The sequence below is a fragment of the Acinetobacter sp. 228 genome, assembly GCF_048147885.1.
The window spans coordinates 42,974-67,880 of sequence record NZ_JAYWYV010000001.1 but is presented as its reverse complement, the minus strand read 5'-3'; the positions used below and the strand labels follow the sequence as shown (position 1 = coordinate 67,880).

Annotated in this window: 22 protein-coding genes, 1 tRNA gene and 1 pseudogene; 11 read left to right on the top strand and 13 right to left on the bottom strand. The window is 43.6% G+C overall.

Annotation, left to right across the window (positions count from 1 at the left end; all coding sequences use genetic code 11):
- Positions 1–101 precede the first annotated feature (101 nt).
- Positions 102–178, bottom strand: a tRNA-Met gene (locus VXQ92_RS00295).
- A gap of 174 nt (positions 179–352) precedes the next feature.
- Here VXQ92_RS00295 and VXQ92_RS00290 point away from each other — a divergent pair.
- On the top strand, positions 353–757 hold the full coding sequence (locus tag VXQ92_RS00290; RefSeq protein WP_416679859.1) for a hypothetical protein: 405 nt from the start codon (positions 353–355) through the stop codon (positions 755–757).
- A 242-nt stretch (positions 758–999) separates the two neighbouring features.
- Positions 1,000–1,440 (top strand): universal stress protein, encoded by a 441-nt coding sequence (locus tag VXQ92_RS00285; RefSeq protein WP_064101489.1) that lies wholly within the window; start codon positions 1,000–1,002, stop codon positions 1,438–1,440.
- 55 nt (positions 1,441–1,495) lie between these two features.
- Here the strand turns inward: VXQ92_RS00285 and VXQ92_RS00280 are convergent, their stop codons facing one another.
- On the bottom strand, positions 1,496–1,843 hold the full coding sequence (locus tag VXQ92_RS00280) for an MGMT family protein (protein WP_416679858.1): 348 nt from the start codon (positions 1,841–1,843) through the stop codon (positions 1,496–1,498).
- Between the two features lie 148 nt (positions 1,844–1,991).
- Positions 1,992–3,491 carry a cation:proton antiporter gene (locus tag VXQ92_RS00275; protein WP_064101490.1) on the bottom strand — a complete coding sequence of 500 codons (1,500 nt, stop codon included), beginning with the start codon at positions 3,489–3,491 and terminating at the stop codon, positions 1,992–1,994.
- A 216-nt stretch (positions 3,492–3,707) separates the two neighbouring features.
- Here VXQ92_RS00275 and VXQ92_RS00270 point away from each other — a divergent pair, with 216 nt between their 5' ends.
- A complete protein-coding gene (locus tag VXQ92_RS00270; RefSeq protein ID WP_416679857.1) occupies positions 3,708–4,262 on the top strand; it encodes a hypothetical protein in 555 nt (184 codons plus the stop codon).
- Positions 4,263–4,300: 38 nt separating this feature from the next.
- Here VXQ92_RS00270 and VXQ92_RS00265 read toward each other — a convergent pair whose 3' ends face one another.
- Entirely contained in the window at positions 4,301–5,206 is a 906-nt protein-coding gene (locus VXQ92_RS00265) for a neutral zinc metallopeptidase (RefSeq protein WP_064101492.1), read from the bottom strand.
- A 48-nt stretch (positions 5,207–5,254) separates the two neighbouring features.
- Positions 5,255–6,181, bottom strand: a complete 927-nt coding sequence (locus VXQ92_RS00260) for a DUF808 domain-containing protein (RefSeq protein WP_064101493.1) — start codon at positions 6,179–6,181, stop codon at positions 5,255–5,257.
- 189 nt (positions 6,182–6,370) lie between these two features.
- On the opposite strand from VXQ92_RS00260, the gene trpS reads away from it, so the two are divergent.
- Entirely contained in the window at positions 6,371–7,384 is a 1,014-nt protein-coding gene (trpS, locus tag VXQ92_RS00255) for a tryptophan--tRNA ligase (RefSeq protein WP_064095663.1), read from the top strand.
- A gap of 345 nt (positions 7,385–7,729) precedes the next feature.
- Here the strand turns inward: trpS and VXQ92_RS00250 are convergent.
- Positions 7,730–9,161 (bottom strand): annotated as a pseudogene (locus VXQ92_RS00250) (capsule assembly Wzi family protein).
- Positions 9,162–9,308: 147 nt separating this feature from the next.
- The gene (gene lysS, locus VXQ92_RS00245) at positions 9,309–10,838 is read right to left on the bottom strand and encodes a lysine--tRNA ligase (RefSeq protein ID WP_064095664.1); all 1,530 of its coding nucleotides are present in this window, start codon (positions 10,836–10,838) and stop codon (positions 9,309–9,311) included.
- A gap of 388 nt (positions 10,839–11,226) precedes the next feature.
- On the opposite strand from lysS, the gene VXQ92_RS00240 reads away from it, so the two are divergent.
- On the top strand, positions 11,227–11,721 hold the full coding sequence (locus VXQ92_RS00240) for a YqiA/YcfP family alpha/beta fold hydrolase (RefSeq protein WP_064095665.1): 495 nt from the start codon (positions 11,227–11,229) through the stop codon (positions 11,719–11,721).
- A gap of 40 nt (positions 11,722–11,761) precedes the next feature.
- Here VXQ92_RS00240 and VXQ92_RS00235 read toward each other — a convergent pair whose 3' ends face one another.
- Positions 11,762–12,304: an adenine phosphoribosyltransferase gene (locus VXQ92_RS00235; RefSeq protein ID WP_064095666.1), complete on the bottom strand. Its 543-nt coding sequence runs from the start codon at positions 12,302–12,304 to the stop codon at positions 11,762–11,764.
- A 487-nt stretch (positions 12,305–12,791) separates the two neighbouring features.
- Here VXQ92_RS00235 and rubA point away from each other — a divergent pair, with 487 nt between their 5' ends.
- The 4 genes from rubA to oxyR all read left to right on the top strand — a co-directional run bounded on the left by rubA (position 12,792) and on the right by oxyR (position 16,144).
- Positions 12,792–12,956, top strand: coding sequence for a rubredoxin RubA (gene rubA / locus VXQ92_RS00230; RefSeq protein WP_004279415.1), 165 nt, complete (start codon positions 12,792–12,794; stop codon positions 12,954–12,956).
- A 91-nt stretch (positions 12,957–13,047) separates the two neighbouring features.
- The gene (gene rubB / locus VXQ92_RS00225) at positions 13,048–14,226 is read left to right on the top strand and encodes a rubredoxin reductase RubB (RefSeq protein WP_416680032.1); all 1,179 of its coding nucleotides are present in this window, start codon (positions 13,048–13,050) and stop codon (positions 14,224–14,226) included.
- A 57-nt stretch (positions 14,227–14,283) separates the two neighbouring features.
- On the top strand, positions 14,284–15,222 hold the full coding sequence (gene estB / locus VXQ92_RS00220; RefSeq protein WP_064101494.1) for an esterase EstB: 939 nt from the start codon (positions 14,284–14,286) through the stop codon (positions 15,220–15,222).
- Between the two features lie 13 nt (positions 15,223–15,235).
- A complete protein-coding gene (gene oxyR, locus VXQ92_RS00215) occupies positions 15,236–16,144 on the top strand; it encodes a LysR family transcriptional regulator OxyR (RefSeq protein WP_064095669.1) in 909 nt (302 codons plus the stop codon).
- A 248-nt stretch (positions 16,145–16,392) separates the two neighbouring features.
- Here oxyR and ppk1 read toward each other — a convergent pair whose 3' ends face one another.
- Both ppk1 and mtgA read right to left on the bottom strand, forming a co-directional pair.
- Positions 16,393–18,474 (bottom strand): polyphosphate kinase 1, encoded by a 2,082-nt coding sequence (gene ppk1, locus VXQ92_RS00210; RefSeq protein WP_144725197.1) that lies wholly within the window; start codon positions 18,472–18,474, stop codon positions 16,393–16,395.
- A 111-nt stretch (positions 18,475–18,585) separates the two neighbouring features.
- Positions 18,586–19,260, bottom strand: coding sequence for a monofunctional biosynthetic peptidoglycan transglycosylase (gene mtgA / locus VXQ92_RS00205; RefSeq protein ID WP_064095671.1), 675 nt, complete (start codon positions 19,258–19,260; stop codon positions 18,586–18,588).
- 77 nt (positions 19,261–19,337) lie between these two features.
- On the opposite strand from mtgA, the gene VXQ92_RS00200 reads away from it, so the two are divergent.
- Positions 19,338–20,156: a rhomboid family intramembrane serine protease gene (locus VXQ92_RS00200; protein ID WP_416679855.1), complete on the top strand. Its 819-nt coding sequence runs from the start codon at positions 19,338–19,340 to the stop codon at positions 20,154–20,156.
- A 34-nt stretch (positions 20,157–20,190) separates the two neighbouring features.
- Here VXQ92_RS00200 and VXQ92_RS00195 read toward each other — a convergent pair whose 3' ends face one another.
- Both VXQ92_RS00195 and VXQ92_RS00190 read right to left on the bottom strand, forming a co-directional pair.
- Positions 20,191–22,680, bottom strand: a complete 2,490-nt coding sequence (locus tag VXQ92_RS00195) for an ABC transporter permease (protein WP_416679854.1) — start codon at positions 22,678–22,680, stop codon at positions 20,191–20,193.
- Between the two features lies 1 nt (position 22,681).
- On the bottom strand, positions 22,682–23,407 hold the full coding sequence (locus VXQ92_RS00190) for an ABC transporter ATP-binding protein (RefSeq protein WP_191730437.1): 726 nt from the start codon (positions 23,405–23,407) through the stop codon (positions 22,682–22,684).
- Between the two features lie 11 nt (positions 23,408–23,418).
- Between VXQ92_RS00190 and VXQ92_RS00185 the strand changes: the two genes are divergently transcribed.
- Positions 23,419–24,048: an arylesterase gene (locus tag VXQ92_RS00185; protein WP_416679853.1), complete on the top strand. Its 630-nt coding sequence runs from the start codon at positions 23,419–23,421 to the stop codon at positions 24,046–24,048.
- Positions 24,049–24,083: 35 nt separating this feature from the next.
- Here the strand turns inward: VXQ92_RS00185 and VXQ92_RS00180 are convergent, their stop codons facing one another.
- Positions 24,084–24,698 (bottom strand): carbonic anhydrase, encoded by a 615-nt coding sequence (locus tag VXQ92_RS00180; RefSeq protein WP_064095675.1) that lies wholly within the window; start codon positions 24,696–24,698, stop codon positions 24,084–24,086.
- Positions 24,699–24,907 lie beyond the last annotated feature (209 nt).

The following is a 24,907-nucleotide window of genomic DNA, read 5'->3' as shown; positions in this document are numbered from 1 at the left end:
GTGCAAAATTAGTAGATACTTCAAATATTATTTATGATTTTCTCTGCAGGCTTTTCTATCGACAAAAAAAGAGACCAAGCTGAGAGCTTGGTCTTTAAAAATGGTGGCTATGACGAGACTTGAACTTGTGACCCCCGCATTATGAGTGCGGTGCTCTAACCAACTGAGCTACATAGCCGTAAACTGTGTGCGCATTATCGTAATTTAAGCGTGTATCGTCAAGCATTTTAGAACACAAATGTTCAGACTTTATGCAAATACCCAATAAACTTTTAAAATATAAACAATAAAGCTTTTTTAGTAGGTAATTCACGTATTCATAACACTATTTATTGCTTATAGGATTCATCAAATGCATAAAATCAAAATACTTATTTCAGCAACTGGACTTTCATGTCTCAGTGCCTGTCAGATCATTTCCCCGATTTTTGTAGATTACAATGGCGTCAGACGTGATGTCGCACAGTGGATTAACCAGCAGCAACTGATGAGCATGCAGCAGAAACGCTCTTTGGCACAACTCAGCAGAGCGCAGCAGAAAATCAAACGCTATCCGGAATATGAGCAAAATCAAAGACTGGAAGTAACCCGAGAAAATCAGATCGCCTTACATTGTGCACGTTTGCATGTGACAGAACATAAAATCCGGCAGCTGCAACAGCAAATTTATGCAGATGAAACCCAAACCATTTTAAATCGCTATGAACAGCTGTCACCGCAAATAAAACTAGACCCCGCCTCTATTCAATGTGACTGACCGCAATTTTGGGCAAGCTTATTTTTTTACATATAAATGATTCACTTAGATTTCATCAACAATCAGATTAAAGCACTGTTAGCAGATGCTTTACTCTTCAATCTATTAGATCTTATACCTATGTATTTACTTGGTTTTATTTTTATAAAATACAGGCTATGATCAAAGTATAAACAATTATTCGTATTTCAGTTCAACGCGTCACAATTTTATAACTCTTACTTCCTCTCAGGAGAATTCTAATGCCTTTTGAACATATTTTAGTACCCATCGACGGTTCAGAAACATCTTATGCTGCAGTAGATAAAGCAGTAGAAATTGCCAAAGCATTCAACAGTAAAGTAACAGTCGTTCAGGTGCTGGCACTGGATCCTTATATCGCTGCAGAATATATCTCTGCGGCACAGACCAACGACCTGATTGAACGTGCCCGCACTTCAATCTTAAAAACCCTGGATGAAGCCAAAGCAAAATTCTCTGCGTCAGGTATTGAAGTGGATACACAGCTGCTTGAAGGTCAAGTGATTCACAGTGAGATTCTGGCAGCCGCAAAAGATTTAAATGCTGATCTGATTGTAATCGGTTCCCATGGCCGTACTGGCTTCAAAAAACTGTTCCTTGGTAGCGTAGCGCAAAGTATTCTTGGACAGGCGGACATTCCAGTCATGGTGATTCGCAAGTAAATAATTTTTAAAATTCCCATTTATACAAACCTCCACTTCTCAAAAAGTGGAGGTTTTATACTTCAACCTGACCATTCCACTGATAGCATTTTAAATCCACACGCTCACCTCTTAGAACAACTCCTTCCTGCATGAGTTTTTGCTGCTGGATATTTTGGCCATGCTGATCCAGTTGCTTCAGACTGATTTTCGCCTGAGCATTGATCACCCGATACCAGGGAATATCGCTATCAGGTTCTAAATGGCTTAATACTCGTCCGACCAAGCGTGCATGTTTAGGCAAACCTGCCAGTCTGGCAATCTGTCCATAAGTAGCGACTTTGGCATACGGAATCTGATTCACCACAGCCAAAATCATTTCTGCCATTTCCTGACTGGCTGAAGTTGTTTTGGTCACTGGCATGTTTTAATAACCCGTTTAAATGAAAATATACCTGTCTCCTTACAAAACTCTCTGAGAATGATCAAGCCTGCTTATACTGATTTAGGCTTGTTCGATTCTTTGCCTCAATAAAAAACCCCATAGTATTTTGATATCATTGATCTTATATTTAGAAGTTGTCCGGGTTTTCCAAACGTTTGACTTCCTGAACCTTATCTGGATGATGCACCGTAGCGACGCCATCTTCATCTTTTTGATCAATCATGATATCAGGCTGAAAGACGGTGATGGTTTCATTTCCTTTGGTATCTTCCCCGACAATATAGCGAAAGCCCTTACGATTCAGCTTGTGGCACATGCGTTGATACCAGCCTTTGAAGCCCTCAGTTTCTTCATTGGGATTATAGTAAAAGGCATTCATCACTGCAGGTAAGCCCAAGCCACATACCACACCGGACAATAGCACCACAATAAAGGTATAGCCCACCAGAATACTGCTATAGGCTTCCAGTTGTGGAACATTGGCTACAGCTAAAATGAGTGCCAGGGAAATCCCGCCCCGTACCCCACCCCAAGACAGGATGGTTAAGCTACCGTTATAGCTTTTCTTGCTGACTTTTGGAAACATGGCAAAGGCCAGATAGTTGGCTGCAAACCGGGCCAAATGCAGAATGACAAAGGCCACCATTCCGCCCAGAACCAGGCTGGTACTCAAGTCCAGAATAAACAATTCCAGACCAATCAGTGTAAACAGGAATGAATTGATAATTCCTTCAACGGTATGCCAGAAATGATTAACATCACCGATTTCAGCATCAGCCAGGATTTCTTTCCATTTATTACCAACAATCAAGCCACCAATTACACAAGCAATTGGCGCTGAAGCATGGGCCAGTAATGCCACCAGATATGAACCGCAGGCCAGCAAGGCTGTGGTCAGAATAAGCGATTCCATTTCATGTTTGCCGCGCAAAATCCGCAAGATCCCAAAACCAAATCCCAGACCGATCAGCACTGCCACCACAATCTCATAAAGCAGGGTTTGCAACACCCCTAAGACTGTAAAGTTTTCACCTTGCAGAACATTGAGCAAGGTCATAAATAGGGCAATACACATTGCATCATTAAATAGTGATTCGCCTTCCAGCTTGACAATCAGATGATGCGGTGCGCGAACCGAACTCAATACCCCCTTAATACCGATCGGGTCTGTGGCACCCAAGGCCGCACCGAGCAACAGTAAAACCAGCAGGTCGACATGCTTACCAATCAGGAATTGATAACCATATAAGGCCACACCAAAGAATACCGCACAAAACACCAAAGCCAGGCCCGCCAGAATACTGATGGGCCGCCAGTGGTTACGCAAATCCGAGACCTTAAACTTCAGTGCAGATGAGGTCAGAATAAAACAGATTACGCCATTGATCAGAAAATCATAAAAATCCACATGACGAACAGCCTGCTCGATATTGTCAATATTGATGCTAAAGAATGGATTGCCATGCAGTAAACTGGCACCCCACTGCAAAATAAAAACAAAAATTGCCGAGACAATCGGAACACCGATCGCTTGTGGAAAGCCCAACACACGCTTATTAAACATGGTTGTGGCAATGGACAAGGCAAAGACGACTGTGAGTAGCTGAAGAAAAAAGAAATTTCCCATTCGGTTTCCTAAAATCGGGCGAGATGGAGCACTATGCGCAGAGCGGCGTTGTTAAAATAGAGGTTTGAATAGCAGCGTATTCTGACAAAACAAGTTTAATCCTCTTTTTATCGAATTGAGTTAAGTTTCTTTTCAGTATTTCCGAATGATGATTTAACATACAGATCAGCACTTGGCTTTTGCTTTCCTCACCTTTCTATTTTGAATTTTTCTCCCATGCATCAAACTGTCAAAACCATTTTCCGCCTCTGTTTTGCAAGTGTGATTTTTCTGGTCACCTTGTCCTTATGTTTTACCAGCTTCGCTAAAATTCAGGAAATTCTGCAAGCTGAACAGCATTATCAGCAGGCAACCAGCATCCCCCTGAAAAGTACCGCTAGCGAACAGTATGTTCTGGTATCTAATAACCAGCGACCGGACAATGCTATTTTCATTCTGATAGCAGGAAATGGGTATGTGGCTAAAATCAACTGTGAGCATTACAGCACTTTATGCAGCGATGATTATAATCAATCACATACCCGCCAAATTCAGAGCATTGACCTCATTAAAGCAGGAAACCTGTTTTATATTGAAAAAATCCAGTTTAGAGACAGCGGGAGCGGCAAAGAAACTACTCTTAAATATTCCAAACAGGATATTCAGCAGTTTTATCAGAATGACATCAGCAACCTGAAATATACGGTCTTTGCAATTACCCTGTTTGCTTTGGCTGCGTTATTTGTCAGTATCAAAATATTAAGAAATTTCCGACGTTTTCTATACAAATAAAAAAGGAGCCTAAAGCTCCTTTTTTATAAGCAAATGAGCTAAATATTTTGATTAAAGGTATCGCAATTCGCAATCTGACCGGATTGCAAGCCTGTATTAAACCAATGTACTCGCTGTGCGCTGCTGCCATGAGTAAAGCTGTCCGGTACCACCTGTCCGCGAGCACGTTTCTGTAAATAGTCATCACCAATTTTATGTGCAGCATCCATGGCTTCCTGCACATCACCCTGTTCCAGAAACTGGGTCCGCTGATGATTATGGTAGGCCCAGACGCCGGCCAGACAGTCTGCCTGTAATTCCTGACGTACTGAAAGCTGGTTACTCTGTACTTCACTTGCCTGCTGGCGTGCCTGTTGTACCTGGGAAGAAATACCTAAAATCGTCTGGATATGATGGCCCACTTCATGGGCCACAACATAGGCCAAGGCAAAGTCTCCAGCCTGATCATTGCGCGAGAGTTCGGTGGCATTCTGTTCTCCGCTAATGCCCATCTGGGTACGCATATCTTTAAAGAATGCAGTATCAATATAGACTTTCTGGTCTGCCGGACAGTAGAAAGGTCCCATCGCCGCCTGAGCCGTACCACAACCCGAATTCACGATGCCATTAAACAGCACCAGTTTCGGAGGAACATACTGCTGGTTTAACTGCTGCTGGAACACCTGATTCCAGGTATCTTCAGTATCCGCCAATACGGTTCCGACAAACTCAATCGATTCCTGCTGTTCCGGAGTGGGATTTTCCAGGCCACGGGTTTCTGTTGCACCCGAGATACCCTGAGTTACCTGTTTGGTGGTTTGATAGGTTTGTTGTGGATCAACGCCAAAAAACTTCCAGGCCACAAAGGCGACAATTAACCCGATAATACTGATTCCGCCAGCTTTGGCACCGCCACCGCGACGGTCTTCTACATTGCTACTGACACGACGACCTTTCCAACGCATAGCCTTTTCCTTCTTTTAATCTGCTCAATTTCCAGATATTTCTGCATCTTAAGCTTTTGATGATTTAGGCCAGATCTTTTGGATCATTGCGACTACAAGCAATACCACGAGGCCCGCAACAAAACCAATGACCAGATTAATTAAAGTGGGAGTAACCGCACCAATAATATTTCCAACATTTGGAATATGCTGTATATGATCAACAGAATCTTCAGTTAAATGATGAAACCACGGAATAGTATGGGCAATAATCCCGCCGCCCACCAAAAACATGGCAAGTGTTCCCACAATGGTCAGTGTTTTCATTAATTTTGGAGCGAAAGCCAGCAAGCCACGTCCAATGCTCTGCTTGAAACTCGATGCCTGCTCAGTAAGATACAGTCCCAGATCATCAATTTTGACAATCATGGCTACAAATCCATACACACCAACGGTCATTACAATAGCAATCAGTGAAAGTACCATGACTTTAGTACCAAAAGCTGCTGTTGCTACTGTGCCTAATGAAATCACCACAATTTCAGCCGACAGAATAAAATCGGTCCGGATTGCACCTTTAATTTTTTCTTTTTCAAATTGGGCTAAATCGGTTTCAATTGTATTGAATTCGATTTCAGCTGCTTCTTCAGTTTTAACTTTTTTATGCTTCAGGCTATGCAGTACTTTTTCCACACCTTCATAACACAGAAACAAGCCACCAATCATCAGCAGAGGATTGATAAGCCATGGAGCGACGACACTAATCAGTAAGGCTAGAGGAACAAGAATCAGCTTGTTAACAAAAGATCCTTTGGCGACTCCCCACACGACAGGCAGTTCACGCTCGGAGCGTACACCACTGACTTGCTGGGCATTCAATGCCAGATCATCACCGAGGACGCCTGCTGTTTTTTTTGCTGCCATTTTGCTCATGACAGCGACATCATCCAGAACAGTAGCAATATCATCTAATAATAGTAATAAACTGCTCGCCATACTTATTATCCTTATCGTATTTCAGCTTATTTTAATCAAAATTCTTAAAAATATTGTATTCACTTGTTTAATTTATAAGATTTTTTTACTACAGCTTTTTTTCTGGCTGACAATCAAAAACAGAATGCCGTACAATGTTGCCATTCGTTAAAATACAGCTGTAGTACTGACTACCCTTTGGAATAGATAATGAGTAATCAAGATAATCGTCCAGTGATCTTGACGGGCGACCGTCCTACCGGACAACTCCACCTCGGCCACTTTGTAGGTTCATTACGCTCTCGTGTAGGTCTGCAGGATTCCCATCATCAACACCTGTTACTTGCGGATGCTCAAGCCTTAACCGATAACGCGGACAATTTTGAAAAGGTACGCCGTAACATTATTGAAGTGGCAACGGATTATCTGGCTGTGGGTATTGACCCGACTAAAACCACAATTTGTGTTCAGTCTTGCCTTCCTGCACTGAATGAATTGACCATGCTTTACCTCAACTTCGTGACGGTTTCACGTCTTGAGCGTAACCCGACCATCAAGTCTGAAATCCAGATGCGTGGTTTCGAACGTGATATTCCAGCTGGCTTCTTGTGCTATCCAGTGGCTCAGGCTGCTGACATCACAGCCTTCAAGGCCACTGTGGTTCCTGTGGGTGAAGATCAGATTCCAATGATCGAACAGACCAACGAAATTGTACGTCGTTTAAACCGTCAAATTGGTCATGACCTGTTACCAGAATGTAAGGCACTTCTTTCCAATGTTGGGCGCCTACCTGGTTTCGATGGTAAAGCAAAAATGTCGAAATCTTTGGGTAATACCATTGTGCTGGATGCGACAGATAAAGATATCAAGAAAGCGGTAAACGCCATGTATACCGATCCGAATCATCTGCGCATTGAAGATCCGGGGCAGGTAGAAGGCAATGTAGTATTTACTTATCTAGATGCTTTTGATCCAAATAAAGAAGAGCTGGAAGAACTCAAAGCCCATTATCGTCGTGGCGGTTTAGGTGATGGTACGGTAAAAAAACGTCTGGAAGGCATTCTTAAAGAATTGATTGGTCCAATTCGTGAGCGTCGTATTGAACTGGCTAAAGATCCAGACTACATCATGGACATTCTGAAAACCGGAACTGATAAATGTCGCGATATTACCCAAGCAACACTGGATGAAGTTAAATCTGGTCTCGGCGTATTCCATTTTTAAATATAAAAAATTGCTTTTAAAAGCTCTTCTGATGAAGAGCTTTTTTATTTAAGCTGAAAATGCGCAGTAATAATGCAAATATCCCCACATAATCTCCATAGTTTTAACCTTATTTAACATGTATTAACATGAATACTGATGAGTCATATGAGAATGCATCCTATTATGATCATATTCAGTAAGGAATCAGATTTAACTCTCTCCACAGTTAATGAAGTAGTTTGAAAGACGTTCCTTTTTCTACGCAATGACAACCCCAATCATTGCGTTTTTTTTGTCTTGAATTTAGTAAACCTATAAAAATAAAAAAGCCTACTCAGTCGCAGGACTTTTCAGTATCTAAAATTAGTATTTAAACAGCCCTTTCTCTAAAGGAATTTCGATTCCAAGTGAGGCTCCCCCATCTTGGCCATTCACCTCGGAATTACTCACCCAGACATTGAATTTGAGTGGCATGTCGGGACGGATATAATGCGACCAGTTCAAATCCAATGCTTTAATCTCATCATTAAAAGCAAAAGCAGCATTATTAACAGCAGCACGTTCTGATTGATTCACCTCAGCCAAAAGTATACGACCTGATAAGCGGTTCATAAAATCAATACGAATATCCCCACCCACGGAAATCATCTGCGCATCTCCCCCCAGAGCATGTGCCAGAGGATAACCATGCTGATAAAAACCATCTGTATAATTCGTATGATTATAAGAAATCCCTTGAACCTTACCATTAGTCCGCGTATCTGCCCATTCTGCATAAACTTGGTATGGCATATTTTTCAAACTAGCAGAATAGTCGATTCCAGCCAAATACATTTTTTTTGCAGGTAAGCCGCCAGCCTCGTCCTCTCCCACATATTGAGCATATAGACCTACCGGAATTTGGGTAAGAGAAAATAAATTTAACCGCACATCGAAGCCGGCAATCTGGTTAGACGGGTCAGGTTCACCTGTACCCCCATTATCTTTACTGCCTACAAAAGCATCCCATAGCGAACTTAAACTTTCAGGTCGACCCTCCCCCCCCACTGAATCGCACGCGAGGCACCGAGCTCTAAATAAGGTAAAGGCTGTGCTGTAACACGCAAACCAATCAATTTGGCGTCTGGAACTGCGTTATAGTCATCGAGTTGACCTGCAAAAGCCTGATACTGCCACGACCCAATCCAAGAAAACCATTTATTTTCAAATGCTGTCTGTTCTGCACGTTGAACTGTAAAGCCATAGACCGGACGACTAGCATCACCACGAATCAAGCTGCCATCATGGCCTGGGCCCCAGTAAGTTGGAATCTGACCACCAATCAGCCATTGATTCCAAAGTTTCCCTGCTAGATAAGAGCCTTCAAGATTTACATTCTGATCATTATCAATTTGTGGATCTTTTTCAGCATTCACCCTGATTTTGGCATCCCAATTCGCATTGCCAGCATTAAACTCTAAAGCTGCCTGATATTGTGCTTTTTGCTGATCCCCGAAAGCCTGTGGAATATTTTTTTTATCCGTTTCTTCAAACAAACCTAATTTTAGCTGTTGATTATCTACCTTTAGTTTAGAGAGAACCGAATCGATTACACGCTGCTGTACAGTATTACTGATCTGCGCAATTTGATAAGGCTCGTTGAATTTCATCCCCACTAAGCGGCCAGGTTGAGGTACTGATTTAACCAGTTCAGGTCAGTACGCAAATTTGCATCATTTAGAACCAAGCCCTGAGCAAAAGCAGGAAAAGTAAATGTACTCAGCAATATTTTTAATAATTTTTTTTTAAACAACATAAACTAATTTTTCATTATTATTTTTATTCTACCCTAATCATGTTCATATTAATTTTCAATAACTAAATTGTTTATTTTTTAATCATTTTTCAAATATTTCTATAAAAAAATAACCCACACGATGGTGGGTTATTTTGTATTCAGCACTTAAGCATTTTTATGACGCATATGCGGGAACAGGATTACATCACGGATACTTGCTGCATTGGCAAAAATCATCACCAGACGGTCAATACCGATGCCCTCACCTGCTGTTGGAGGAAGACCGTATTCCAGTGCTTCGACAAAGTCTGCATCGTAATGCATGGCTTCATCATCACCAGCATCTTTTTCAGCAACCTGTGCCTGGAAACGTTCAGCCTGATCGATTGGATCATTCAATTCCGAGAAGCCATTGGCCAACTCACGGCCACCGATGAAGAATTCAAAACGGTCAGTAATGTGCGGATTATGATCATTACGGCGCGCCAATGGAGAGGTTTCCGCTGGATATTCTGTAATGAACGTTGGCTGACGCAATTTGGTTTCTACGGTTTCTTCAAATACCATCGTTTGCAGTTTGCCCAGACCAAAACCTGGCTTCACCTGCTCTTTCAATTCTTCCTGAAGGAATTTTGCCAGGAACTCACGGTCATTGACATTTTCAGGAGTAAATTGTGGGTTATTTTCAAGAATCGCATCGAACATTGAAATTTTCTTGAATGGACCTTTGAAGCTATACACTTCATCACCATAAGGCACGTCAGTGGTGCCCAAGATATCAATCGCCAGACGCTCTAGCATTTGCTCGGTCAATTCCATCAAGTCTTTGTAATCCGCATAAGCCTGATAGAATTCAATCATGGTGAATTCAGGGTTATGACGGGTAGAAACACCTTCGTTACGGAAGTTACGGTTAATTTCAAACACACGTTCAAAACCACCGACTACCAAACGTTTTAAATAAAGCTCTGGCGCAATACGCAAGAACAATGGCATATCTAATGCATTATGATGTGTTTCGAAAGGACGCGCAGATGCACCGCCTGGAATCACATGCATCATTGGCGTTTCAACTTCCATATAGCGTTTTTCAGTCAGGAAGGCACGGATACCTGCCACAACTTTGGCACGAATTTCAAAAGTCTTACGCGTTTCTTCATTGACGATTAGATCAAGATAACGTTTACGATACTTTACTTCAGTATCGTTCAGGCCATGGAACTTGTCTGGAAGCGGACGCAATGATTTAGTCAATAATTCAAAATGCTCGATATGTACATACAGATCGCCTTTACCGGAACGACCGATATAACCTTCCACTGCGATGATATCGCCTAGGTCCAGACCTTTAATGGTAGCAAGTACATCTTCTGGGAGTTCTTTACGCGCAACATAAAGCTGGATACGACCTGTCATGTCCTGGATCACGATAAATGAACCACGGTTCAACATCACACGACCGGCAACTTTAACGTAGACCTTTTCGCCTGCTTCAATTTCTTCTTTAGATTTATCAGCGAACTGGTCTTGTAAATCCTGGGCATAATGCTCACGCTTAAAGGTATTCGGCCATGGGCTCTTACCTGTTTCTTGTGCCTGAGCTTCGATTTGCTTTAACTTGGCATGACGCTGTGCAATTAAATCGTTTTCGGAAATGATTTGTTCAGAAGTCGATTGAGCGTTAGTTTGCGTCATCTCTGCCTCGAATAAGATTAGTTAAAAAATAGAAGTTGCATAGAATAGCAGAAATCGTTCCCAAATCGTAGCGCAAACCCTTCCACGAACCGGCTTTTCTTTGGAAATATCTACTATCCCCTTCTTTTTGCAATTCAGTTGCGTCCATCTGCCACCCTGTTAAATTTCTTTTGCCCAATTTTTTGCAGCATTCGGCTGCTCTCAACTACGATTAAAGTCCAAAGCAAAGAGGTTTTACATAAAATTATTGGAATGTGAAACGGCGGCTTAGACCAATAGCTAACTGTCTTGTACAGCTAGACGTTCTACAATGATGTTCAGATTGAAGAAGGCATGCCCATCCACAAATAAGCAATATGGCATGTCTCATAAAAATGAGTAATAAACTATGTCTAAGATTTTGTTTTTACATGGCTTAGATTCCTCGAAAGAATCCACCAAGTTCCATGCCATCGATATAGCCCCTAAATACTGTATCGATGTCGATTACCGAAATCTGAGCTATAGTTCGGTTGCCGAGTTTTATCACGAGACGATTGAAACCATCAAACCGGATATTCTGGTCGGACACAGTCTGGGCGGCTATTGGGCATTGAAAATGTCCCATGCCCATCAGATTCCATGCGTCATTGCAAATCCCAGTCTGCAACCCAATTTTCGTGATGACTATCCTGCAATTTGCGACAGTGATTTGCAGCACGATATTCCGCAAATGGCTTATCTGGAATTAGGCGATGAAATTCTGGATATGCATGCTGTACAAGCTCAGCTGGAAGATTATATGCAGATTCATGCTATTGATGGCGGACATCATCGTCTGGAGCACCCGGAACAGGTGAACGAGCTGATTCAGGAAATCGAATATCATTTTATCCGACAATAAAAAAGCCCCAATATCCGGGGCTTCTTTATATGCTTTAAGCTTAGGCTACTGCAGCTTCAGGCTGGGATTTATCATCCAGTACTGACCAGATCTCCATGCCTAATTCCATATGCAGGTCAGGAAGATCAAGGAAGATACTTGCACCTAGAACTTCATGCTGGCATTTTTGAGCCAGTTCATGAACCGCTTTTAGAGTTCCACCAGTTGCCAGAACGTCATCCACAATAATTACTTTTTGGGATTGAACTTCCGCAGACATTTCTAACCGATCCAGCCCATATTCCAGGCTATAACCGACACCGACCACTGGAGGTGGTAATTTCCCTGCTTTACGAACCAGCAATAAGCCTTTACCTGTACGTTGCGCTAACAAACTTGCCAAGACAAAACCACGTGCTTCAACCGCAATAAAGCTTTCTACTTCTGCCAATTTGTCAGCAGGAATGCTAGCAATCAAGGCATCAGTCAATGGACCAATATTGCTCATGAAAAGTGGTGTCAAATCATAGAAGCAAATTCCAGGTTTTGGAAAATCTTGGACCGTACGAATGTGAGACCACAAAGAAGTAGACAAATTGCTCATGGGAGATCTTAAAAAAGAAAAGGAATATAAGAATTTTAAACTTATTTGAGGTACGTGGACAAGCCAAGCTGTATAATAAAAACCCGTTACTTAATAACAACTATTTGATTTTATTTAATTCATTTATTTTAAAAAATATTTAATCCAGACTTTAGCTATTTTAAATTACCTGAAAAGGAGAATTTTTACTGCAAGACTTTGGTCGGTCACACCAGAAAACTGTAATTTTTATTCATAATCAGATTGGTGTCTTCAACCGCCTACAGCAGTAAAGCAGATGAAAGTAGTTTTCTGATAAATAAGGAATGCGAGCTCTATTCTGCTGCTAATTTCGCTGATTAAGCTTTTATTCACTTTACTTTCTGAACAGAACTGCGTAAAAATTTAGCCAAATATGTTCACTGTTAAAAAGTTATATTCTTTTAGAGTCTTGCTATTTTATGGATTTTAAGCTGACGCCTAGAATTGCTTAGTTTTGGAGAGTTACATGAGAAAGTTTCAATGCATCGTATGTGGATGGATTTATGATGAGGCAGAAGGCTGGCCTCAAGACGGAATCGTAGCAGGAACCAAGTGGGAAGATATTCCGGATGACTGGACCTGTCCAGATTGTGGCGTGTCTAAAGTCGATTTCGAGATGATCGAAGTCTAATGACGCCCAGTTAAAGGCCATATCTATATGGTCTTTTTTTATGCCTTTCTATCATTTATACAGCATGGAGCTCTACCATATGGAAACAACTATACATCCTATCGTCATTATTGGTTCAGGTATGGCGGGTTATGCCGTAGCACGTGAATTTCGCAAGCTGAATCCCGAGCATGAACTGCTAATGATTTGTGCCGATGATGCGGTCAATTATGCCAAACCGACGCTTTCCAATGCTCTGGCCGGCAATAAAGCACCTGAACAGATTCCACTGGGCGATGCAGCTAAAATGTCAGCACAGCTGAATATGCACATTGAACAGCACACCTGGGTCAAAGCGATTCATCCGGAAGATCATCAGCTGATTCTTGAAAAAGATGGTCAGGAACGCACGCAACCTTATAGCAAGCTGGTCTTGGCAGTCGGTGCCAATCCGGTACGTCTGGCCATTGCCGGGGACGCCAGCGATGATATTCATGTCGTCAACAATTTAAATGACTATAAAGCTTTCCGTAATAATCTGGCGGCACGTGAAGATAAGCGTGTAGTGATTTTAGGTGCCGGTCTGATTGGCTGTGAATTTGCCAACGACCTTCAAAATACCGATCATCAGGTTACCGTCATTGATTTGGCACCGCAGCCGCTTGGCCGTTTATTGCCGGAATATGTTGCCACAGCATTCCAGAAAAATCTTGAAGAAACCGGCATCCACTTTGTCTTGGGCACCACGGTCGAAAAAGTTTCTCGAGCCAATAACGGTGATTATCTGGTCACGCTGGCCAATGGCCAGTCTCTGGTCGCAGATGTGGTGTTGTCTGCCGTAGGTCTACAGCCAAATATTTCTTTGGCGAAACAGGCAGACATCCATACCAGTCGCGGAGTTTTAACCACAGCACAACTGGAAACCAGTCAGGCCGATATTTATGCTGTAGGTGACTGTGCCGAAGTGAATGGGATCTTACTGCCTTATGTCATGCCAATCATGCAACAAGCTCGCGCTCTGGCAAAAACCTTGAACGGTGAACACACTGCCGTACATTATCCTGCCATGCCTGTGGCAGTTAAAACGCCTGCTGCACCTTTAACGGTATTGCCTGCACCCGTCGATGTTGATGTCATCTGGGAATCTGAAGAGTTTGACGATGGCATGCTGGCTAAAGCAATTGACACCCATGGAACCTTACGTGGTTTCGTACTTTTGGGTGCCACTGCAGCCAAACAGCGTCTGGCCTTGACCAAGCAGGTTCCTGACTTGATTCCTGCAGCAGTTTAGAGGTTTAATAGCAAGGATATTTTTTAAACAAAATATCCTTTTATCAGGACAGCGACCATGTACAGCTTAGAACAGCTTAATCTTTCCCCTTATACCCCGTTCATGCATGAAACTAAGGTCGATCTTGGTAATGGGATCCAGCTACATGTCGAGGTTGGCGGCAATCCGGAACATCCTACTATTTTGCTGATTATGGGGCTGGGTGGGCAAATGCTATACTGGCCGGATTTTTTTTGTAAATCCCTGATTGATAAAGGTTATCATATTGTTCGTTTTGATAATCGTGATATTGGGCTGTCTTCAAAAATCCATCATAAAGGCCCACGTCTGAACACCCTGAAAATGATGAGCCGTTTTGTTCTCGGTCTGGGCAATCAGGGTGCACCTTATGATCTGTATGATATGGCGGAAGATGTCAGTCTGTTGATTGAAAAAATGCAGTTGGGGCAGGTCTATGTGCTGGGTGCCTCAATGGGCGGTATGATTGCGCAGATTCTGGCAGCCCGCTATCCGGACAAAGTTAAAAAACTGGGGTTATTATTTACCAGCAATAACCAGCCGCTGTTACCACCACCCTTTCCCAAGCAGCTCTTTAGTTTAATTGACAAACCATCTTCAACAGATGAAGATGGTATTGTCGACCATAGCTTGAAACTGTTTAAGATCATTGGCTCACCAGGTTATGTCAATCATCTGGAGGCAGTACAGACCGCACGCAAATTATATAAGCGAAGTTACTATCCTGCCGGTATACTTCAGCAGTTTTTAGCAATATTATGTACAGGCTCATTGCTGCAACTGGACAAGCAAATCAAACAAGATACCCTGGTGATCCATGGTTCTCGAGATCGATTGCTACCTCCTAGCCATGGCAAGGCCGTTGCGAAAGCAATTTCAGGGGCTAAATTTGAATTAATTGATGGAATGGGGCATGATATCCCACCGCATTTTATTCCATATCTTAGCGAATTATTTGCTGATCATTTTAAATCATAAACATTAGGACACTATGGCTGCATTACCATCCCTAAGACAGCTGTCATACCTCGTAACACTGTCAGAGACGCTGCATTTTACAGAAGCTGCTCGCCGCTCGTTCGTCACCCAGTCTACCTTGTCTGGCGGCATCATGGAGCTGGAGCGTTTACTCGGTGGCGTACTTGTTGAACGCGACCGTCAGAATGTTCGTTTAACGCCTCTTGGTGAACAAGTGGTTGCTCGCGCACGTGTTCTACTGGCCGATGCTCAGGATCTAATGCGTTTAAGTCGTGAGATGAGTGAACCCTTAACTGGTGATTTACATCTCGGAATCATTCCAACGATCGCTCCTTTCCTGTTGTCCCAGCTGCTAGACGAAGTGCATAAACAGTTACCAAAAATTCAGTTGCATCTACATGAAGCACAAAGTGAAAAGATTGTAGAAAAGCTAGAACACGGTAATCTGGATATGGTCGCCCTGGCATTGCCTTTCGACACCCGTGGTCTGAAAGTCGCTGAAATTGCCAAAGAGAATCTGTATCTGGTTTATCAAAAATCTGATCAGCATGCGGCACAAGCCAATTCTCTGGCAGATCTGGACCTGTCTCGCCTGATGTTACTTGAAGAAGGTCATTGCCTGCGTGATCATGCTTTAAGTGCCTGCCCGATTGGTGAGCGTAAAAATGATCATCGGCTAAAAGCCAGCTCACTGCCGACTTTAATCGAAATGGTTTCAGCCAATCTTGGTTTTACCCTGTTGCCTGAAATTGCGATCCATACCAATATGGTAAAAGCTAATCCTGAGATTCAGGTAAAAGCCATCGAGTCAGCCCCAAGTCGTACCCTGGCATTGGTAACCCGTAAAAGCACTCCGCTACAAAGCGAGTTTGATGTGTTGTTACAGATTTTCCAGAAGATTACCCGTCACGACGGCGCTTAATCCCAGTATGATAAAAAGGAGCAACAAGTGTGCTCCTTTTTTTTATATCCTAAAACTCATTATCCAACTCAAATAAAGCCAGCAAATCCTCAGATTGAATATGAGTAAAAATATTCCGAGATAGAAGATCAGCAGCCTAAAATAAATATCAGATCATTTCAGTTACTGCACCTATTCTGCAGCACAGTTAAATCCTCTTTTCAAAATAAAAAAGAGGCTGAATCTTCAGCCTCTGGAAATACTTAAACCTATTTAAACAGCTCTAGTAAAACACGTTGTGCATTATGCGGCTTTTCACCTTCTTGTGGCTGTGCTCGCACCCAGGTTCCATCACCTTGCAATAACCAGGCTTGCTGGTTATCTTTCAGGTAATTAAAAAGACCCTGCTGATAGATACGTTTTTTCAAGCCTTCATCTTCTATCGGGAAACAGGCTTCGACCCGGTTAAACAGGTTACGATCCATCCAGTCGGCACTTGAACAGTAAATCCGTGCATTGCCATTATTGCTGAAATAATACACGCGGGTATGCTCCAGAAAACGCCCGACAATTGAACGTACCCGAATATTTTCAGACAGGCCCGGTAATCCCGGACGCAAACTGCAAATCGAACGGATAATCAGGTCAATCTGCACCCCGGCCTGAGAGGCCTCATAAAGTTTATTAATCAATTGCATTTCGGTCAGGGCATTGACTTTGACGATAATCTGCGCCGGCTTACCTGCCTGGGCAAAGGCAATTTCATTATCGATATAGTTCAGTAACTGGGCATGCAAGGTAAACGGCGCATGTAGCAGCTTTTTCAGCTTGGCCATTTTCCCCATACCGGTCAGTTCCTGGAAAATCCGATGCACATCTTCACACAGGTCTTTATCCGTAGTTAACAGACCATAGTCGGTATAGATTCGCGCATTGCCGGCATGATAGTTACCGGTACCCAGATGCACATAGCGCACCAGTTTATTATTTTCCCGGCGTACCACCAGAATCATCTTGGCATGGGTCTTGTAGCCCACAATACCATACACCACCACTGCACCAGCTTCCTGCAGTACATTGGCGACTTCAATATTGGATTCCTCATCGAAACGCGCGCGCAATTCAATCACTGCCGTGACTTCCTTGCCATTACGGGCAGCTTCAGCCAGGACCTGCACAATTTCAGAATCCGGTCCGCTACGATATAAGGTCTGTTTGATCGCCAACACTTGTGGATCACGTGCCGCTTCACGTAATAATGAAATGACCGGTGCAAAAGATTCAAACGGATGATGCAGCAAGATATCCTGTTTCTGCATTGCACTAAAAATATTTTCAGATTTTTTCAGTACTTTGGGAATAACCGGCGTATGCGAGTCATAGCGTAAATGTGGACGCTTAAAGTTAGACAGCAAACGTGCCAGATTGACCGGGCCAGCAACTTTATAAAGCTGATCCTCATCCAGATCAAATTCATTCAGCAGATATTCATAAATATGCTGTGGACAGTTTTCTGTGACTTCCAGACGTACCGCTCGACCAAACCGGCGTGAACTGAGTTCACCTTTGAGTGCCTTGGCCAGATCTTCCACATCTTCATTCAAGGCCAGATCGGCATTACGGGTAACACGGAACTGATAACAGCCGGTCGCCGTCATACCCGGAAACAGATCGGAGACATGCTCGTGAATAATGGCAGACAGCATCACATGATGTTCTTTGCCATCGGTCAGTTCATCGGGCAAACGTACCACGCGTGGCAATGACCGCGGTGCAGGCACTACGGCCAGATCAATCTGACGACCAAAGGCGTCTTTACCTTCCAGCGTCACAATAAAGTTCAGTGATTTATTCACCAGCCGCGGGAATGGATGCGCTGGGTCTAGGCTGATCGGCGTGAGAACCGGCGCCACCTGCTCCTGAAAATATTTTTTAACCCAGGCAGATTGTGCTGGAGTCAGCTCACCACGGCGCAGGAAACAAATATCTTCCTCACGCAGTTTTGGCAAAATTTCTTCATTCAAAATACGGTACTGACGCTCAATCGCGGCATGCGCAGTTTTAGAAATCTGCTCCATGACCTGCTTGGGTGTGAGACCATCTGGGCTGCGGCTTTCATTTCCCAGATCAAGCTGCTCTAAAACACCTGCAACGCGAATTTCAAAAAACTCGTCCAGATTACGCGAGAAAATCAACAGGAAATTCATGCGTTCGAGCAATGGATGTAAAGGATCGACAGCCTGTTCCAGAACGCGTAAATGAAAGTCCAGGATAGACAGTTCACGATTGATATAACGATCATTATACGTATATTCGGGCTGTACTGAAGTGCTGCTGGCTGCCGTATTCATATCAAACCTACGTGGATTTAAAATTGTGCTTATCGTTCCAAGTATGCTTCAATTTTATGACAATTTCATAAAAAAAGCCCAAATAATTGGGCTTTCTCTCTAAATAATATCTTAAGGTAATTCTGCATAACGCATATAACGCTTAATCATCCGCTTACGTGCATTTAAAGCAGACGAGTTACGATGATCCTGAAAATATTTCGGATTGGTGAGAATGGCAGCCAGAAAGATGGCCTGATCCTGGGTCAGGCTTTGCGCGGTTTTACCAAAATAATGTTTGGCCGCGGCTTCCACTCCATAGATGTTGTCCCCGAACTCGATCGAGTTCATATATACTTCCAGAATCCTCTGTTTGGACCACATGCGTTCCATCATCCAGGTGGCGACAGCTTCTTGTCCTTTACGTACAAAAGAACGCTTATTGACGAGGAACAGGTTTTTCGCCAGTTGCTGGGAAATGGTGGAACCTCCTGCAACGACTCGGCCTTGATCTCGGTTTTTATTCAGCGCCTGTTGAATGCCCTCCCAGTCAAAACCATGGTGATGAATAAATTTTCCATCTTCCGCAGTGACAATGGCACGTTTCAGATTCAGGCTGATCTCGTCGTAGGGCCGCCACTGATGCTGAATCGGTTTGGAAGGTTCTGACCAGTAATCGATCCGCATCATCATGGTGGTGTTTACCGGATGGGTGCGCCACCAGGCCAGACTGGCAAAGATCCACAATTGAACCAGCAGGATCACACTGACGATGACGAGCATCGTGCGGATCAGAAAGGCTTTCATGTCAGTGCGTTACTCCTGAAAATTTAATTTTTCGTGTTAAGCTTATTCGAAATATACAATCACAGCAAAAAAATAGCATGTCTGAATACTCTCCCCCTGTCGCACATCGCAAACTTGAAATGCATCTCTGGTGGATTACCGCCATTTTAATCGGGATCAATGTGGGATTATTTGTTTGGCAAGTCATGCATGGCATGGACGTGACCCAACCGAGTACCCGAGATGCTATTCTCTGGGGTGCAGATTATGCACCTTTAACTTATATAGCGGAACCCATGCGCTTGTTTAGCAGCATGTTTTTTCATTTTGGCCTGATTCATCTGATGTTGAATATGTGGGCCTTGTATATTTTTGGTAGTGTGGCCGAACAGCTTTTTGGCCGGCTGTATTTTATCGGCTTATATCTCTGCGCTGGTCTGATGGGTAGTCTGCTCAGTGGTTATATAAATATTCAAAACAGCTATAGCCTGATTGAAGGTGGTGTCGCCAATCCAGATTTATTGCCTGCAGTCAGTGCCGGGGCATCTGGTGCTGTGATGGGACTTGGAGCTTCTCTCACGGTGTTGGCCTTATTGCCGATGCTACCCCAGCAACGCTTTATTCTGGATAAAAAAACCCTGGTAATGGTTCTGGGTCTAAACCTGGCACTGGGCTTTATGATCAGTGGAATCAACAATGCCGCCCATATAGGCGGCATGCTGATGGGTGCTTTGCTCACCCTGTTATGGTATATGGGTCAAAAAATGCAGCGTAGCCACCTGTTCAATCTGATAGCCTTGTGTATCGGTTTTGGCCTATGTGTCCTGCTTTATCAATATAACCTAGTCTTGCTTGAACCCATTCGTCCACTCTGGCAAGAAATACTGGAACTCATGCAGCAGCAGTTACAACTTTAAATCAGAACCATTTTAAAAGCCCAAGAGATGAATCTTACTGATTCATCTCGCGCAAGCTTTGTAAAGGTGGAATATCCGACAGATAACTCAGACGATAACGGCCAATTAACATACATAAAACGGTCATAAAAATCGGCAGGATAATCCAGATTTCCCAATGCGGCTGAATCATCAAATCCATTTTATAGCTGGCAATTGCACTGATGACTTCGGCAAACAGGCAGGAAACAATTCCGGCAAACAGCCCGATAAAACCAATTTCCAGACTCATCATGGTCTTCAGTTTCTGCTTGGAACTACCAAATGAACGTAGCAAAGCCACTTCACGTTTGCGTTCATCCATTAACAGGTTCAAACAGGCCATCAGCACCAGAAAACCGGAAATACTGACCAGTACCGCCAGAATCGTCACGATTTGCACCAGTACATTCACCAGGCGTTTGATCTCTTCCAGAATCAGGCTGACATCAATAAAAACCGTGTTGGAAAATTGCTGGATTACCGACACCAGTTTGCCTTTATCTGCCTCCGGCACATAAAAACTGCCCAGATAACTGCCTGCATTGGCATCCATGCTATTCGGGGCAAAAATAAAGAAAAAGTTCGGACTAAAACTTTCCCACTCGACGGTTCTTAGATTAACGACTTTAGCTTCCAGTATGCCTTCAGGCAGACTGAAACTGAGTTTATCTCCTATCTTAATGCCTAATTCTTCGGCCGTATTGGCCTCGACTGAAACTTCACCCGGCTGTTTTAATTCTACCTTACCTTGAACAATGACATTATCCTGAGGATAGCGGTTTGACTGGGTCAGATTCAGCTCACGCTTTAAGGTATTGCTGCTTTTAAGCAGTTCATCGGCAAAAGGCTGATCATTTTTGGCGACCAGACGCCCACGAATATTCGGATAGAGGGGCGTGCTTTTCCAGCCATTCTGCTCCAGTTGAGCTTTCAGGGCTGGCATCTCAAAAGGCGGTAAACCGTAAACGAACTGGTTCGGTGTACCTTCCGGCAACTGTTGCTGCCAACGATCCATCAGATCGGTACGTAATACTGCCAGCACCGTAATCAGGCTTAGACCCAAAGCTAAAGCCGTAATCTGCAAGGCAGTCTGTGAAGGTGTTCTGACATACGATGATAGATTTAGCTTCATATTCCGCAGCAGCTTTAACACCACCCAGACCGTCAGATACAGCACCACACATAACACAATAATCGCGCCAATCACCCAGGCGGTCAGCAGCAGGTTTTCAGTCAAAATCACACTGAAAATAATCAGGCTGAGCGTTCCGGTCAGCAGCATCCACAGCATGGACTGTACTGATTTTTCCTGCTGGCGAATCACCCGGATAGGTGGCGTATTCAGCAGTTGTAATAAGCTAGGCATCACAAAACCGAGCAGCACCACCGCACTGGTCAGCATCGCGACCGGCAATGGTCCAAGCAACATTGCAATGGCAGAAAATTCAATCTGCAAATTTGGAATCAGCTGCAACATTAACTGTAACAATCCATAACCCAGACCGATCCCGAGCACAGTACCGATCAGCATGGCAATCAGCAGCACTATCCCGAGTAAAGCCAGATAAGCTGACAGAATCTGCTGCTTGGTGGCACCGATACAACGCATCAAGGCAATATGATCCTGATTCTGCTGCACATAACGCTGTGCAGTTAAGGCTATGGCAATCCCGCATAATAAAATGGTCAGAATATTCGCCAGTTGCAGGAATGTATCCAGATTGGCAATTGGCTTCATCAAACGGGTATTACCCTCACTGGCATTGCGTAACTTGAGACTGCTTTGCTCCTCAAACTCCTGCCCCTGTACTTCCGCTGGCGTTTCAGACGTGACGTTTGCTGACTTGTACTGCTTGAATAAGGCTTCAAATTGTTGGGTATCGTCCGGACGGCCCGCCATGAGAAGGCGATATTCGATTCGGCTCCCCATCTGAATAGCATTGGTTCTTGCTACATCTGCTTGGGAAATAATCACCGTTGGCGAAAAGCCGGAAAATCCAAGTTCCTGATTGGAGTCCTGTTCAATCTTTGCAGTAACTTTAAACGCAGCATCGGCAATATGGAGCTGATCGCCCAGTTTGACCTTGAGTAGATCCATGGCCCGTTGACTGAGCCAGATTTCACCAGATTGAATTGAACGTTTGGCCGGTTGCACCCGCAGCTCACCACGCAAAGGAAAAGCCTGATCAATCGCTTTGACATTGACCATGACAAACTCTGCATCAGTATAGGCCATGCTGCTAAACACAATAACTTCTGACTGCTTCAGGTCCAGCTGTCTGGCCTGATCACGCCACTGCTCAGGCAAAGGTTCATTGTCTGAAAGCACCAGATCAGCAGCCAGCATTTCTGCTGCCTGCAAGGCGACTGCATTTTGAATCTGCTCATTGCTAAATTTAAGCGCAGTGGTCGTACTGATCGCCAGTGTTAAGGCAATAATCAGCAGATAAATCCCGGTCGTTTTAAAGCTTTGTGTCAGTAAAGGACGAAATAATGGATTCATTTCATCCCCCACTCGGATGTTCAATCAGCTCGCCATTCAACAGCTCAAAATGCCGCTGGCACTGCTGTGCCAGTTTGCGGTCATGCGTCACCAGCACCAAGGTCGTTCCCAGTTCCCGATTTAGTTGAAATAGCAGTTGTTCAATTTCTTTGGCAGTTTCGCCATCGAGGTTACCCGTGGGTTCATCGGCAAAAATGATTTTTGGTTCACTGACCAGTGCCCGGGCGATCGCCACACGCTGCTGCTCTCCCCCCGACAGCACTTTCGGGGTTTGCTGCGCCTGTCGATCCAGCCCTACTTTATGCAGTAGTGCCAAGGCTTTTTGCTCGGCTTCTGCATATTTAAAATCGGGTTGCAGGCGCAGGGGCAGCATCACATTTTCAAGTGCAGTCAGATGTGGCAACAGCTGAAAAGACTGAAATACAAAGCCGATATTTTTCAAACGCACCAGTGCACGCTGTTCTTCATCCAGACTTGACACCAATTCACCACAGACCATAAGCTGACCTGAACTGGCCTGATCCAGTGTTGCCAGAATACCCAGTAATGTGGATTTTCCGGAACCGGAACGACCCGTAATCGCTACCTGTTCCCCAGCCCGAATTTCTAGGTCAAGATTCTCAAAAATGGTGAGCTGTTTTTGTGAAAGTTGTATCTTTTGTGTCAATTTCTGGGCAGAAATAATAGCCTGTGGCATGATGGTCGAATCGTTGCTGCTTTGAATCATACGTGTCCTATATGAAAAATCTTAATCAGAAAACCCGGCTATTGCCTTACTTGTTTTTGCTCAGTCTGTGCCTGTTACCTCTTGGGGTTTCAGCAAAGACGATTATGATTTTAGGTGACAGTTTAAGTGCAGGATATGGTATCCAGCCTCAGCAAAGCTGGGTAAATTTGTTACAAAAGCGTTTAGAGCAACAGTATCCGAAACAGCATAAAGTGGTCAATGCAAGTGTCAGTGGCGAAACCACCAGCGGAGCGCTGGCCAGACTACCAAAATTGCTACAAACGCATCGTCCAGACCTTGTGGTGATTGAGTTAGGTGGCAATGATGGCTTGCGTGGACAACCGCCACAAATGATTCAAAAAAACTTAGCCAGCCTGATTCAGCAGAGCCAGAAAGCCAAAGCCAAGGTTATTGTATTTGGTATGAAAATGCCGCCTAACTACGGTCAGGCATATAGCAAGGCTTTTGAAAATAATTATAAAGTGGTCAGTCAGCAATATAAGGTGAAATTATTGCCTTTCTTCCTGGAGGGTGTGGCCGGCAACAAAACCCTGATGCAAAAAGATTTGGTTCATCCGAATGCTAAAGCACAAACCATCCTGTTAAACAATGCTTATCCATACATTAAAGGCGCTTTATAAAGCGCCTTTAATGGATTCAAATCTTAAAATCTGAATTAGAAATCAAAGAATGTAACTTCACCTGTTTCAAGTGAATATTCTGCTCCCACGACCAGTAATTTACCTTTGGCAATCAGGTTTTCCAGTACGGCGGAACCATGACGAAGCTGGTTCACTGAAGCAAATACATTCGATCGAATAGCATGTATGGACAGTTTGTCCAAATCATCTTTTAATTCAGTTTGCATCAGAATTTCAACTGATGGACGTACCCGGTTCACAATCGACATCAAATTTGCAGATGGCGGTGTTGCCGGATTGGTCAAAGCTTCAATTGTAGAATGAATTGCGCCACAATGCGTATGACCTAATACAATAACTACTGGACAGCCAAAGCTGTCTGCAGCGAACTCAACACTGCCGACTTGAGAGGGTGCCACAATATTGCCTGCTACCCGAATCACAAACAGATCACCCAGCCCCTGATCAAATACCATTTCTGCCGGGACACGCGAATCCGAACATCCTAAAACAATAGCAAATGGTTCCTGACTTTCTGCCATTTCAGCGCGTTGCTGATGCGATAATAATTTTAAATGCTGCGTTTCACCATTGACAAAGCGCTGGTTACCCTTTTTAAGACGATCTATAGCTTCCTGAGCTGTGAGCATTCTTTTTTACCATCGATGTTTTTAGTGGGAATATCTTACTGCTAGATTTTTTGAATGTCACTTGCAAAAAAATTACCCGTTTAAATTTTTTAGCTTTTTGATGATTTCTTGTTCTGTGTATTTTTCTGTGAGATTCATCACATTTCATTCGGTATTTTTCTGCACGGACTATTCATTAACAGATGTACAATATTAAGGAATGTTTTAAA